Annotated in this window: 19 protein-coding genes; all 19 read right to left on the bottom strand. The window is 33.2% G+C overall.

Going from position 1 to position 13,371, the window contains the following annotated elements:
• Positions 1-114: 114 nt before the first annotated feature.
• Entirely contained in the window at positions 115-2,133 is a 2,019-nt protein-coding gene (gene feoB, locus QZZ11_RS02590) for a ferrous iron transport protein B (RefSeq protein WP_292473319.1), read from the bottom strand.
• A 120-nt stretch (positions 2,134-2,253) separates the two neighbouring features.
• A complete protein-coding gene (locus tag QZZ11_RS02585) occupies positions 2,254-2,478 on the bottom strand; it encodes a FeoA family protein (protein WP_292473317.1) in 225 nt (74 codons plus the stop codon).
• Between the two features lie 244 nt (positions 2,479-2,722).
• Positions 2,723-2,992 (bottom strand): energy-converting hydrogenase B subunit EhbP, encoded by a 270-nt coding sequence (ehbP, locus tag QZZ11_RS02580; protein WP_292473315.1) that lies wholly within the window; start codon positions 2,990-2,992, stop codon positions 2,723-2,725.
• A gap of 12 nt (positions 2,993-3,004) precedes the next feature.
• The gene (locus QZZ11_RS02575) at positions 3,005-4,006 is read right to left on the bottom strand and encodes an NADH-quinone oxidoreductase subunit H (RefSeq protein WP_292473313.1); all 1,002 of its coding nucleotides are present in this window, start codon (positions 4,004-4,006) and stop codon (positions 3,005-3,007) included.
• 11 nt (positions 4,007-4,017) lie between these two features.
• Positions 4,018-5,169, bottom strand: a complete 1,152-nt coding sequence (locus QZZ11_RS02570) for a nickel-dependent hydrogenase large subunit (RefSeq protein ID WP_292473311.1) — start codon at positions 5,167-5,169, stop codon at positions 4,018-4,020.
• 23 nt (positions 5,170-5,192) lie between these two features.
• Positions 5,193-5,642, bottom strand: coding sequence for an NADH-quinone oxidoreductase subunit B family protein (locus tag QZZ11_RS02565; protein WP_292473309.1), 450 nt, complete (start codon positions 5,640-5,642; stop codon positions 5,193-5,195).
• Between the two features lie 10 nt (positions 5,643-5,652).
• Positions 5,653-6,198 carry a 4Fe-4S dicluster domain-containing protein gene (locus tag QZZ11_RS02560; RefSeq protein ID WP_292473307.1) on the bottom strand — a complete coding sequence of 182 codons (546 nt, stop codon included), beginning with the start codon at positions 6,196-6,198 and terminating at the stop codon, positions 5,653-5,655.
• A complete protein-coding gene (locus QZZ11_RS02555) occupies positions 6,195-7,553 on the bottom strand; it encodes a 4Fe-4S binding protein (RefSeq protein ID WP_292473305.1) in 1,359 nt (452 codons plus the stop codon). Before QZZ11_RS02555 ends, QZZ11_RS02560 begins: the two co-directional genes overlap by 4 nt.
• A gap of 15 nt (positions 7,554-7,568) precedes the next feature.
• Positions 7,569-7,883, bottom strand: a complete 315-nt coding sequence (locus QZZ11_RS02550) for an energy-converting hydrogenase B subunit J (protein ID WP_292473303.1) — start codon at positions 7,881-7,883, stop codon at positions 7,569-7,571.
• An 11-nt stretch (positions 7,884-7,894) separates the two neighbouring features.
• On the bottom strand, positions 7,895-8,380 hold the full coding sequence (locus tag QZZ11_RS02545; protein ID WP_292473301.1) for an MnhB domain-containing protein: 486 nt from the start codon (positions 8,378-8,380) through the stop codon (positions 7,895-7,897).
• Positions 8,373-8,660 (bottom strand): EhbH, encoded by a 288-nt coding sequence (locus tag QZZ11_RS02540; protein ID WP_292473299.1) that lies wholly within the window; start codon positions 8,658-8,660, stop codon positions 8,373-8,375. The genes QZZ11_RS02545 and QZZ11_RS02540 overlap by 8 nt, the downstream gene beginning before the upstream one ends.
• Positions 8,661-8,993 carry a hypothetical protein gene (locus QZZ11_RS02535; protein ID WP_292473297.1) on the bottom strand — a complete coding sequence of 111 codons (333 nt, stop codon included), beginning with the start codon at positions 8,991-8,993 and terminating at the stop codon, positions 8,661-8,663.
• A 12-nt stretch (positions 8,994-9,005) separates the two neighbouring features.
• On the bottom strand, positions 9,006-10,520 hold the full coding sequence (ehbF, locus tag QZZ11_RS02530) for an energy conserving hydrogenase EhbF (RefSeq protein WP_292473295.1): 1,515 nt from the start codon (positions 10,518-10,520) through the stop codon (positions 9,006-9,008).
• 33 nt (positions 10,521-10,553) lie between these two features.
• Positions 10,554-10,940 (bottom strand): cation:proton antiporter subunit C, encoded by a 387-nt coding sequence (locus QZZ11_RS02525; protein WP_292473380.1) that lies wholly within the window; start codon positions 10,938-10,940, stop codon positions 10,554-10,556.
• 5 nt (positions 10,941-10,945) lie between these two features.
• Positions 10,946-11,233: a DUF4040 domain-containing protein gene (locus QZZ11_RS02520; protein ID WP_292473293.1), complete on the bottom strand. Its 288-nt coding sequence runs from the start codon at positions 11,231-11,233 to the stop codon at positions 10,946-10,948.
• Positions 11,234-11,235: 2 nt separating this feature from the next.
• Entirely contained in the window at positions 11,236-11,547 is a 312-nt protein-coding gene (locus QZZ11_RS02515; RefSeq protein WP_292473291.1) for a cation:proton antiporter, read from the bottom strand.
• The gene (locus QZZ11_RS02510) at positions 11,547-11,813 is read right to left on the bottom strand and encodes a hypothetical protein (RefSeq protein ID WP_292473289.1); all 267 of its coding nucleotides are present in this window, start codon (positions 11,811-11,813) and stop codon (positions 11,547-11,549) included. Before QZZ11_RS02510 ends, QZZ11_RS02515 begins: the two co-directional genes overlap by 1 nt.
• 15 nt (positions 11,814-11,828) lie before the next feature.
• The gene (locus tag QZZ11_RS02505; RefSeq protein ID WP_292473286.1) at positions 11,829-12,140 is read right to left on the bottom strand and encodes a Na+/H+ antiporter subunit E; all 312 of its coding nucleotides are present in this window, start codon (positions 12,138-12,140) and stop codon (positions 11,829-11,831) included.
• 390 nt (positions 12,141-12,530) lie between these two features.
• Positions 12,531-13,265, bottom strand: coding sequence for a metal-dependent hydrolase (locus QZZ11_RS02500; RefSeq protein ID WP_292473284.1), 735 nt, complete (start codon positions 13,263-13,265; stop codon positions 12,531-12,533).
• Positions 13,266-13,371: the final 106 nt, after the last annotated feature.

Here is a 13,371-nt window from a genome sequence, read left to right as displayed (position 1 = left end):
TTATACTCCTCCTGTATATTTATTTCTTGTTTTTGTTAGGATATTTTTTAGTATTTACTCCAATAATCATTATATAACCTCCTTTATTTTTAAAAAAAAATAATGGGGATTGAATTAGGTGAAACCTAACAGTAATCCTCCTTGATATATTATTAATGATGTTACATATGCAATTCCACAACAAAGAACTACAGAGATTAACATCCATTTCCAAGAGTTGGATTCTTCTTTGATTGCCCCGAGTGCTGCAAAACATGGAACATACAATAATGTAAATACCATGAAAGATATTGCAGATAATGGGGTAAACATGTCCCCAACGACACCAGTTATTCCTTCTTCATCATCTTCCTCTAAGGAGAACAGTGTTCCGAATGTAGATACTACAATTTCTTTTGCCATTATACCAAATATTAATGCAACACCTGCTTGCCAGAAACCAAATCCTAATGGTGCAAATACTGGTGCAAAGATATTACCTAATATACCTACAAAACTGTTAACCGAACCGTATTCTACTCCAGGAGGTAAGTTTGCTAAAATCCATACAAGTACGGATGTACCTAATATTATAGTACCTGCCTTTTTAATGAATAAAAATCCTCTTTCCCACATGTGTAATACTGCACTTTTAAGTGTAGGTATTCTGTATGGAGGAAGTTCCATGATAAATGGAGTAGCTTCGTCTGCAAATACTGAAGATTTTAGAACTTTGGCAACTATGATTGCTATAATCATACCAAATATGTACAATCCAAATGTTATAATAGCCTGTGTTAATGGATTATCAAAGAATGCTGCCGTAAACAATGCATAAATCGGAGCCCTTGCACTACATGAAATAAATGGAATTGCCATCATTGTGGAGATTCTGTCACTTTCATTTGATAACGTTCTTGTTGACATTATTCCAGTTACACCACAACCAATTCCTAAGATCATAGGTATAAATGCTTTTCCTGATAAACCCATAAGTTTATACATCACTCTGTCAATTACAAATGCTGCTCTTGCTAAGTAACCTATATCCTCTATAAGACTTAACAGGAAGAACAGTATGAAGATAATTGGTAAGAAAGTGAGTATTCCACCTACTCCACCGATTACACCATCTACAAGTAATGATGAAACCATTCCTTCACCAAGATATTCTAATATGTATCCACTTAAAATTGTCCATCCTTCGTCAATTAAGTCTTGGAATGGTGCTCCCACCGTGTAAGTGAGATAGAATATTAAAAAGATAATTAATAAGAATATTGGAAGTCCTAAGAATTTATTTGTTACAATTCTGTCAATTTTATCGGTAATTGATTCTTTTTCACCAGTAGGTCTTTTGACGGCTTGTTTCATGATACTTTCAATTTCACCGTATCTTGCATCGATAAAAGCCTCATCAAGGTTTCCATCAAATATTCCTTCCAGGTGTTTTCTTATTTCTGTTAGTTTACGTAGATTATTTTTATCAGATGATTCTTCAGCTAAATCCAATACTTCATCATCACCTTCCAATAATTTTACTGCCACCCATGAATCTGGAGCAGAACCTACTTTTAAGTTAGGGAATAAACTTTTTACCTGGTTTATATGATCATCCAATTCAAATCCATATGTTAATCTATCAGAATAATCTGTAGGATTTTTTGCTGCCTTGATTGCTGTTTTGACCAATTCATCTAAACCAGTACCTTCTCTAGCATCAACCACAACTATTGGAATTCCTAAAATTTTTTGTAATTTTTTAACATCAATTTTAAACCCTGCTTCTTCAGCATAATTTAACATGTTTAATGCTAAAACTGTATTTGCACCAGTTTCCATTATTTGTAATGTTAAATACAAGTTTCTTTGAATATTTTCCGCATCAATTACGTTTATTACGGCATCATTTTCTTCATGTATGATAGCATCTCTGGAAACTTGTTCCTCTACTGAATAAGGGGTTAAACTATAGTTACCTGGAAGATCTATCATTTCGATTTCATAATTATCAAATGTAAAACTTCCAGACTTTAATTCGACTGTTTTACCCGGCCAGTTTCCAACGTGTTGTTTCATACCAGTTAACTGGTTAAAAACCGTACTTTTACCAACATTTGGATTACCGGCAAGTAAAAATTTTAATTTTTCCATCTTTTACCTCTTAGCATAATTTTAGGTTAACCTAAATTGAGTTTTATTCAATTATACTATAAAAAATATAACTGAAAATAAATTAATTATTATAGAAATAATATAAAAAAAATAATAAAATTATTCTAATTCAATGGCTTGAGCTTCTTCTTTTCTTAAAGCTAATGAAAAACCTTGAATTTTAATTTCTACAGGATATCCTAATGGTGCTCTTCTTTCTAATTTTACGGGAATACCATTTATTAATCCCATTTCTCTAAGATGTTTTCCAAGAGTTCCTGACACAGAATGTTTTTTAATAATTGCAGTTTCTCCCGGTTGTAAATCATCGACTGTTTTCACCATATTATTGTCCTCCTGATATTATAAATCTTTTAAAAAAATATAAACCAATATTTAACGTGTTTTTAAAACAAATTTTGACATAATATTTTGTATGCCTAAATTTTTGTTTCTTAGGTATACCTAAGTTTTTCATAGTATATAAATGTTTGGTTAACAAAAATTTATAAAATAAAATTAGTAAAATTCAAAAAATAATCTAAAACTAAAAAAAAATAATAATCTAAAAAAAAATAGAAAGGTAAAATTAATTACCTTCTAAAGCTTTTCTTTCTTCATCTAATTTATGTTTAGCCATTTGGAATGTGACTAAATAGTCAGAATCATCCATTACAGGAATAACTTCTAAACCTAAAGCTTCATGTTCTTCTATCCAATCATCATTAAGTACAGGTACTTCTAATTTAATTGGTTCATCACTGTGATTTACTACAATCAAGTTTCTGAATGAAGTTCTAAGTTCAACAATGTATCCTCCTAAACCTATTATATGATGTTCACGTAACACTATTTTCATATTATCACCTTATTATAATATTATAGTTGTTAAGCAAGCAGTTATAATTCCTATTACTGCAATCATACTTGTTGCAATAACTGTTGGGTAGAATTCACGGTTGGTGAATAATGGTGCAAATGCACTGGTTACAGCAATTGCCATAGTGATGATTATAGAACATACAATAGGTACAATGAAGGAAACACTCATTGCAGGAGGTATTCCTAAGAATAATGTTGAATAAAGACATGATCCAACAAATATTAAGGATGCGTGAGCTATTGTATATACTGCTCTTGATTTTGACATGTATTCCATAATAGGACCTTGAATTACATCAGAGTGTCCTTCCATAAATGCAAATGGGTTTGCATTTAATATGATTAAGAATCCTACAAAGAATACAATTGTTCCAATTATACCTGGAAGTGTGAATAATATAGGACCGTTTGCAAGTTGATATCTTACAATTGAAGATAAGTCTATACTACCAGCCATAATTACAGGTATAAATAATGCTAAATAGAACGGTAAACTACCGAATGAGATAAGTCTTAATGATCTATTTGCACTTATTGTTTCTAAGAATGATTGTTTAGCATCTCTATGTTTTGCACCTTTAGCCTGGTCAGGGAAAGGCATAGATTTAGACATGAGTGATTGTGAGAATGAACTCATGAATAAATATAGTACTTCTTCTACTTTTAATAAACCTACTACTGCTACGATACTAGCAAATGGGCCCCATGATAACATTACAGGTGGGATTAATATTAAAAATAAAGCTGCTACAACAATCAAAGTTATGATAGGTAATGCGTTGTATAATCTTGGCATAACTGCTGTTGGTTTTAAAGCATGCTTAAAGAAGAACTTTAATGTTGTGTAAACACCAGGACTGGAAAGTTGAGGTCCAATTCTCTGTTGAACTCTAGCTTCTGCTTTCTTTTCAATACCTGGTAACCATAAAGCTACAAAACCACCAATTATGAAAGTAACAATCACATAAATTATTGAATATCCTAAATCCATTGTCTGATCTCCTATAATTTGATTATTTGTATAGCTCTATCAGTACAAGTGAAACATGGATCACAAGATACAATTGCAAGTTGAGCATCCTGTACTGGGTGACCAATACATGATTCTTGCATTGCACCAATGTTTGACATTGATGGTGTTCTTATAATACTGTGTCTTACTTTACCGTCTTCTAAACCATATGAATGGTAACATACTCCACGAGGTACTTCTATGTAACTTTTGTATACTGGTGAGTCAACCATTTCCCAGTCTCTGTTTACGATAGGTCCATCAGGTAAGTTTTTGATTACTTGTCTTATGATTTTTGTTGCTTGGAAAATTTCGGTAGCTCTCATTAAAATGTTAGCAGCTACGTCTCCACCATCTTGAGTGATTACATCAAATTCAATGTCATCATATTCAGGCATTTTAGTTCTTTGGTCGAACTCGTAACCTGTTGCTCTTAATGTTGGTCCAGTAACATGTAAATCTAAAGCTTGTTTTTGTGATAATTGACCAGTACCAACGATACGGTGCATTACCATAGGGTCGTTAACAAACCTTTCTGCAAATCCTGCTACTTTATCATCAATGTAATCCATTACTTCAAGAATTCTTTGTTGTTCTTTAAGGTTTAAGTCTGCTCTAGGTCTTACTCCACCGAGTACGGATATACCGTATTGTACTCTGTTTCCACCCATCATGTATAATAATTCCATAACGGATTCCCTAATGTAGAAAATTCTCATAGCAAATGTTTCATGGTTTAATACTTCAGAACCGTGTCCTAAGTAAAGCATGTGACTGTGAAGTCTTTCAAGTTCTTGTGCAAGAACTCTTAAGTATCTTGCTCTTTCAGGTATTTCTATACCTAATGCACCTTCACCAGCACGACATGAGTTGAATATGTGTCCGTTTGAACAGATACCACATACTTTTTCAGTTAAAGCATTTGCTTTTTCTACTGGTAAACCTTCCATAATTCTTTCGATACCTCTGTGATTTACACCTACAGTAATCTCAGCATCTTTTACTATTTCGTCTTCAACGAAGAGTCTTACTCTGTAAGGTTCTAATGCTGCTGGATGTACTGTACCCATATCGATTTCTGTTTCAAAAACTTGTCTTTCTACTTCGTTACAAGTTGTTGCTCCATCTATTTTTGTAACCATATATAAATACTCCTTACAAATTTTTAATCTTTTAAGCCGTTAATGATAGGAATAACTGATGCTACACCAGCTACTACATCTTTAGCTCTTACTGCACATCCAGGGATTTTAGCATCTACTGGTATTACGTTTTCTACAGGTCCTTCAATTTCCTCGGAAGGTATATCTCCGTGGATATTTTTATATACTCCACCGGTTAATGCACATGCTCCTACTGCAACAACTAATTTTGGATCAGGTATTGCTTCGTAGATTTTGAGCAATGGTTCTTTTGTCCAGTGAACTACAGGACCACTTACTACAAGAACATCAGCTTCTCTTGGGTTCCAAGTTAAGTATACGTTGTACTGTTCAAGATCGAACCGTGGAGATAAAACTGCGTTAACTATTTCAATATCACAACCGTTACATCCACCAGTATAAACTAACATTACGTGGATGGATTTTGACCGTGAATGTCCTTTAAGTCCCATATTCATCCCCCTATTCTTCTACAGCTTCACTTGAATCAGCTGCTGATTCTTCTTGAGCTTGTAACTTTTCTTTCATTTCTTTATTCTTTTGGATAATTGAATCATCAGTTAAATATTGTGCAATGTATTTGATTTTTGCATCTGGGATTTCAGTTGGATCCAAAAGCATACTGTTTACATCTTTACTACATTTGTTACCAACATCATTTGGATGTATTGTTGCTGCTACTCCGAATAATGCGTAGATAGGGCAGAAATCGTGACAATGATAACAGTGTACACATTCTAATTCGTTGATTTCAGGTATTGCTGTTTTAACTATACCTTCTGCAATTTCTACAGGTTCTATTGGAGTCATTACAATTGCTTTGGTAGGACATACGTTAGAACATCCACCACAACCAATACATTCTACTTCTGCAACTAAAGGTGCTGGTTTTACATTTCCATTTAAAACATCGTTACGGAATTGCATGTCAGTTACACGGTCACTTGCAAAGATTAATCTTTTGAGGTTGGTATAAATCCCATTTATAAAAATTTTTCCTAAACTCATATTTGTGCCTCGAACTCTCTTTGTATTTTAATAGCTCTTGCTGGACATGCAGTTTTACAAGCTCCACAGTAGATACATGTATCGTGGTTGATTGTTAAGTTTCCTTCATCATCCGCAGATATAGCTTTGAATATACATGCATCAACACAACGACCACAACCAATACATAATTTGTTGTTTATCATTGAGTATCCACTTGCAATTTTCATTTTTAGTGGTGTTGTTTTTGGAATTGCACTTACAGGACAATGCATTGCACATTTTTCACAAAGTACACATTCATCGAAGTTTACTGTTACACCATTATCATCAACTGTAATAGCATCTTTTGGACAAACTTCTGCACAAATTCCACATTTAAGACACTGCGGTCCAATTTCTCCATTCCATGTAGAACTCATGAATTTACGTGCGTCGTATTTACATTCAGTAATACATCCACCACATACTACACATACACCTTCAAGTGTAATTTTAGAATCTGGTACGAATTCTAATACGCCTTGTGGACATGCATTTGTACAAGGTGCTTGTGCAAAGTCGGATGCACATGCTGCTTCGCCATTTTCATTTCCACATAGGGTACATAAATCAACATCGAATCTGACTCTTTTATTTACTACTTGTAAAGCGTCAGTAGGACATGCATCTGCACATAATTCACAGTCAATACATGCAATCATTCTTGTATCATTTTCTACATCATATTCTGGTTGATTAATTTCCAGTTGTAAATGTTTTGCTGTAATTGCATCGTTTGGACATTCTATTAAACATTTGTAACAGAGTGCACATTTAGCCATGTCAACTTGGTATGCTCCACCTTCTTCAATAGGTCCAATTGCATCTCTAGGACAGACATCTATACATAAATCACATTTTGTACATACGCCTGGTTCTATGTATGAGAATTTAATTGAATTTGAAGGACAGAAGTATGCACATCTTCCACATTCAATACAATCTTCGTGAACAGTTCCTACGTTAACTCTGCTAGCCATTTTATTTTCTGGCTGAACTGTTTTGGATGGTCCTGGCATTCTTGCATCGTTTGGACATGCAGGTACACAGACACCACAGTTGGAACACATACCCATAATTTTTCCATCTTTAACTGTAATAACATCCACAGGACAAACGTTCATACACATTCCGCATAAGTTACATTTTGTTCTGTCTACTACATAACCGCCAAATTTGTTTTCGTAAATTGCTTTGTTAGGACATACTCCTTCACATTTACCACATGTTATACAGCTAACTACTTTTCCGTCTACTAATTTTATTGCATCAGTAGGGCAAGCATCTACACAATTACCTGAGCCATCACATTTACCTGGATTTGATAAAAACATTCTCTATTACCCCACTTAAACTTTAACTTTAGTTCCTAATATTCCTCTACCAATTATTGCACCTATAACTGCTGCAACAAATCCTGGTCCTAAGTTTAATCCGCCATAGTATGGGAATGATCCTAACCAGAATGCTACAAGTATAGCACCAATAATTATTGCAATCCAAGAGGATGTATTTAATTTAATTCCATCAGTTGGAGTTTTGTGCATGATTGCTCCAGCTATAAGTCCAATTATTAAAGCACAAATTGTTGGTCCTGTATAAAAGAGACCAAATAAATTAGGACCTACTGATTGTAAAAATGGTACTGTTGTTTCTAAAACCATCAAAACTCCTCCTAATCAATTTCCTCATTATCTATGTAATCTCCAGCATATTTGGTAACAGCATAGAAGAGAATTACTAAAGTAGTTAATCCAATAAATACTTTTACACCAATAGCTATGTTGAGATATGGAATTATTCCAGCATGTAATGCATCTGGGTAATTTAACATAGATTGTAAACCTGCTGGGACTAATCCGTAGATGTTGGTACCTACGTTGTAAAGGAATGAACCCCCAGCTAATAATCCAACTAATCCTAAGCAGATGTAGAGTAATGCTCCGAGACTTTCTACTAAGGACATTCTTTCGTGTGAAAGGTTAAATGGATTATCTTTTAATCCGTAAGCAAGTATACATAATATTGCTCCAGAAGCCATCATAGCTCCACCCTGGAAACCTCCACCTGGAGTTATGTGACCACCGAGTATTGTCATTACACCGTATCCAATCATAATGAATGATACAGGATATGCTATTAATTTAAGAAGATCACTCATCGTCGTCGCCTCCAAGGTTTACTTTTCCTCTACCGAATACTAACATAGTAGTTACTACAGCACTTACTAAAATAAATGCTTCTCCAAGGGTATCGAAACCTCTGAAATCGAATACAACGTTAGTTACTAAGTTAGGTGCAATTGATACACCAAGACCTTGGTATACATAGTTTATACCTGGGAAAATCATTCCACTGAATTGAACCATAGAGGTTAAGAATATTGTTGCGAATGCTGCTATAGCAACTATTAATGCTACATCTCTAATTGAAGCCTTCACTTAGAATACCCCCCAGTAGAATACTATTGCAAATATTGCTAATGTTAATACTGCATAGAACATCATGTTGTTAAAATCATCATTGTGTTCTTTGTACAATTTAGGCATTATTGGTGTTACATACATGAATAATAACATTAATCCTATTACTGCAACAATCATTAATGCTGGACTTACAAGTCTAATTGTTAAAGCAGCTACTAATACAGATGCCATTAACACTAATTCAGCAGAAACTATGGATGAAGTTTTTGATCCGTTGACTAATGTTTTTTCAGGATCTTGCCCAAATGTACTTTTTAAAGTTTGTACAAGTTTTTCATACATATTCATCTTATCACCTTACTATAATGCAAATGCTGTAAGTGCTAATACACCTAATTTGTCCACTACTAAACCAGGGAATAAACCAATTATTAAACAAATGATTAAGAATACTATCATTACTGCCATTGTTGTTTTTGGAACAGATGCAGATGATACTTCTAATTCGTCTGGTTTTGGTCTTAAGAATATTGCGTATGCCATTTTGAGGAATGCTAAGAAAGTTACAATACTTAATATAATCATAATTACTGCAAGTTCTGGGATTCCTGCTGCGATAGCAGCTTGACATAATAAGTATTTACTTTGGAATACATTGAATGGAGGTACTCCAGCCATTGCAAATCCTGCAAGTACTGTTAATAATGCTGCTACTGGCATATATTCTACTAATCCACCAAGTTTACTAATTTTACTGGTTCTAGTTTTGTATAATACTAATCCGAATCCTATGAATAAGAATGAAGTTACAACTAATTCGTTTACTGCTTGGAATAATCCTGCTGTAATACTGAGAGGTGTTGCTAATCCAAGACCTACTCCTATGTAACCTAATTCACCAACTGCTAAGTATGCGATGATACGTTTGTAATCATCTTGAACCATAGCCATACAGATACCTAAAATCATAGCAATTACGCTTACTGCTAACATTGCCATTTGAGCTGTTGGTAAGTATCCGAAGATTCTTATTATTACTAAACCTATGGAAATACAAGCAATTACTGAGAATGATTGTAATAACATAGATCCACTAGGTAAACCTTTTGAATAAATTTCTGATTTAATTGCGTTGAATGGTGGTAAACCTGTTGCGTATAACCATCCGTAAATTAACATTCCTGCTGCGAATAATAATACTGGATTTGTAGGATTTACTAAACCTGTGTGTATCATCATTACTATGTCTGAAATGTTTACGTTACCTGTTAAACCTAATATAAGTGCGATACCTAAAAGCATGAAGGATCCACCTACTTCACCAAGTAACATGTATTTTAAACCAGTTTCATAGTTTCCTCTTACTCTTGATACTAGTATAAGACCAACTTGTACTAATGCTGCAATTTCAAAGAATACATATAAGTTGAATATATCGTCTGTTAATACAAATGCCATTAATGCTGCTGAAAGCATGAATAACATGTATAAGTATACACCAGATGTTTTTTTAGTTTCAGCAATTGAAATGAATACTGCACACATTGCGACTAAACCGAGAACAAATAAGATTACTTGTTGTCCAGGACCGAATGCGTATGTAATTGCTGGGTGGAATAATTCGAGGAATGAACCTGAAATAATTGCGTTAGCTGCTTCTGGTAAAGCAACGGTTAATCCACCATTTGCTAATGGTTGATATCCACCAAAGAAGTGGTTTCCATATACTGCTAATATAGGTACTATTGGTAAACAAATTGCTCCAATATAACCGAAAATTTTGGTAACACCGCTGTGCTCATGTAATAAGTTTACTAATACAGCACATATTATTGGAATAACTACCATTAATGGGATAAATATAGTTCCATCCATTAGTAATTACCCCCTTGAGTTGTATTTATAGCACTATTCATTGTTTTCCTCTCCTAATTTTTTATCGTTTAAAAGAGCGGTTGCACTAAGTGTTCCATTTCTTTTGTATAAAACTACAGCAAGTGCTAACATTACAGCAAGTGTACTTGCACCAATTACAATACTAGTTAATACTAAAGCAAATGGTAATGGATATGATGCTTGACCTAAGAAGCTGTTTACATCCATATTTTGTAAGAAAATATATGGAATACCATTAACTCTGTAACCTAATGCAATTATTAAGAGGTTTACACCGTCCCCTATAAATGCTGCTCCGATAATTTTCTTAAGAACGTTATCTAAGTAGACTAATGCTACTAACCCTATAATCATTAAAAGTGCTGCGGTAATTAATGCTCCACATTGGACTATTTCTATTGCCATTATGAATCACCTTCCACATCTTCTGTTACAGGAGGTTCTCTTGTTTTTAATACTGAAAGACCAACTAATGTTGGAATTATTGCTGCTCCTACTACAGCTTGTGTTAATGCAACGTCGGGAGCCAATAAAACTTGGAAAATTGCTGCTACTGCAAATCCAGATACGCTGGTAAGAACTGCCATTTTAAGCAAGTCTTTTTGCATTAAAGCTACAATAGCTCCTAATATTGCAAATACATATAATGCTAAAGGTACAGCATTTTGTACTAAAATATTTACATCTATCATTTTTAATGCTCTCCTTGTTCTCCACGGTAATGTCCACTAGCTATAGCGTGTGTTGCAAATGGTGCTAATATAAAGTATACTACTCCTAAAGCTGGTTCTCCAATCAAAATTAAGATTAATACACTTAACATATCCACAATACCCATAATTTCTAATCTTCCGAAAATGGAATATTGTAAATCATCACTTGTATTAGATAATAATCCTTTTGCGGTAATTAATACAATAATACCTAAAATAATAAAGACTATTCCTAAAATGATTGAAATTGGATCACCAAAGGTTAAGGAAAGATCTAATCCTGTACTTGCCATTATATTTCGCCTCCACCTAAAACTGTAGCGGCTGCAATTGTTCCAACTGGGCTTAATACAATTAATGCAAATGCTATATCTCTACAGAATGAAACATCAGTTAATACAGATACCATAGCTAATACTACTGCTAAAGCAATTGTAAAAGCACCTACACCAGCTAATGCTGAACCTGTGGTTCTTCTTGCTGCGATTTTTAAACCGGCAAACATGTAGATAACTAGACATAACATTAGGAACAATTCAGATATTGTTAAAAAATCCATCTCATCACCCTATGTTTATTCTAACATTTTCTTAATAGTTGACTCAAGAGGTATAATGTCCTCACGTGAACGAGGTGTAAGAGCAGATACTGTTAAGATACCTTTTTCTTGGTCCATATTAACTGTGATTGTACCAGGTGTTAAGGTAATAGTGTTAGATAATATTGCAAGAGATACCGGACGTTTTAAATCAGGCATAATCTCTACAACAACAGGATCTACTTCGCCCTTGAGACAGCACATAGCAGTGTCTATTACTGCCTTAATTATTTCGACTACTAATCTTACGAAAAATTCAATTCCGTAGATTATTCTATTTAAAAACATAAATTAAACTCCGTTTTTATATACGAACAATTATTCTATTTCTAGAACTTCTTAAAAATTATATTTTTAAAAATATAACTTCCAAGCAAACCCCTTTTTGTCCTTAAAGGTTTTAGACAACTTATGAACTTTATCCATAAATTGTTGTCTCAATATCTTAAGTTAAATTAATTAGCTACAAAAACTCCATACTTAAAAAAGAAAAACTTCACAATTCAAGTATATAGTATGATAATATTTTTAAAAAACAACATATATAATAGTTATGAATTTATTTTTAGGTATACGTAAATTTTTTTGAAAAAAAGAGTTAAATAAATAAATAAATTAACAATACAATAATAAGCTTATTAAAAAATGTTCGATTATTAAAAAAACAATAAAAAAAGTTTAAATTATATAATTTAAAAAGGGTTGATAAGTAAACACAATATGACCAAAGGCATAAAGATAAGAAATTGCTAAAAACAACCAAATACCAATGAATATAATTCCCAATCTTTTATGATATTCCCTGTCTGACAAAGGCCAAAATACTGCCAAACCTGAAGGTGTAAATAAATCCAGTATCAAATGACTTACGGCACCCAGGAATAACATTATAAATATTAACCTCCAATTGATTACATCAATATTCACAGGAGCCAGGAAAAGACAAATTGCCAGCAACACTTCATAATAAGTCAATACCTTACGACTAACTACAAAATAACCCAACAAGGATAATATTACAAATATTGACAGATTATTCGGCATAACATAATTAGCATATTCCGCCAAACTGGTTACAACCGGTAGAAATCCCATCATCATAAACAATAACAATAGACAAAGGACCGTGATTCCCACTAACGAATGGGTTAATCCCCTATGTTTCGAATAATAAAAAGTTATGGCCAACAAAATTATAATCAGACCAGACAACATTGAACCTTTAAGTATAATTAATAACAGTGAAATAATTATACCCACCAAAAACATGGAATTGACCTTGTATTTGTTATTATCATGATCCATATCAGGTATTGAGGCACCTATAACTGCAAAAAACAAATAAAAAAAGCTAGGTATAAACGGAAATGCAAGTATTATACCCGCCAATGCATGTGCTTTATATGATGACATTGTAATTATTCCCTATATTGTAATTTATTTAACAATCATTCTTCATCTTGTTTTAAATTTAATATATGTTTTGTTGTATAAATAATTAATTTTTCTTCACAACACG

Source organism: Methanosphaera sp. (assembly GCF_016282985.1).
In the GTDB taxonomy this organism is placed as follows: Archaea; Methanobacteriota; Methanobacteria; order Methanobacteriales; family Methanobacteriaceae; genus Methanosphaera.
The sequence above is the reverse complement of the archived record's forward strand: the minus strand, read 5'-3'. Positions and strand labels throughout refer to the sequence as shown.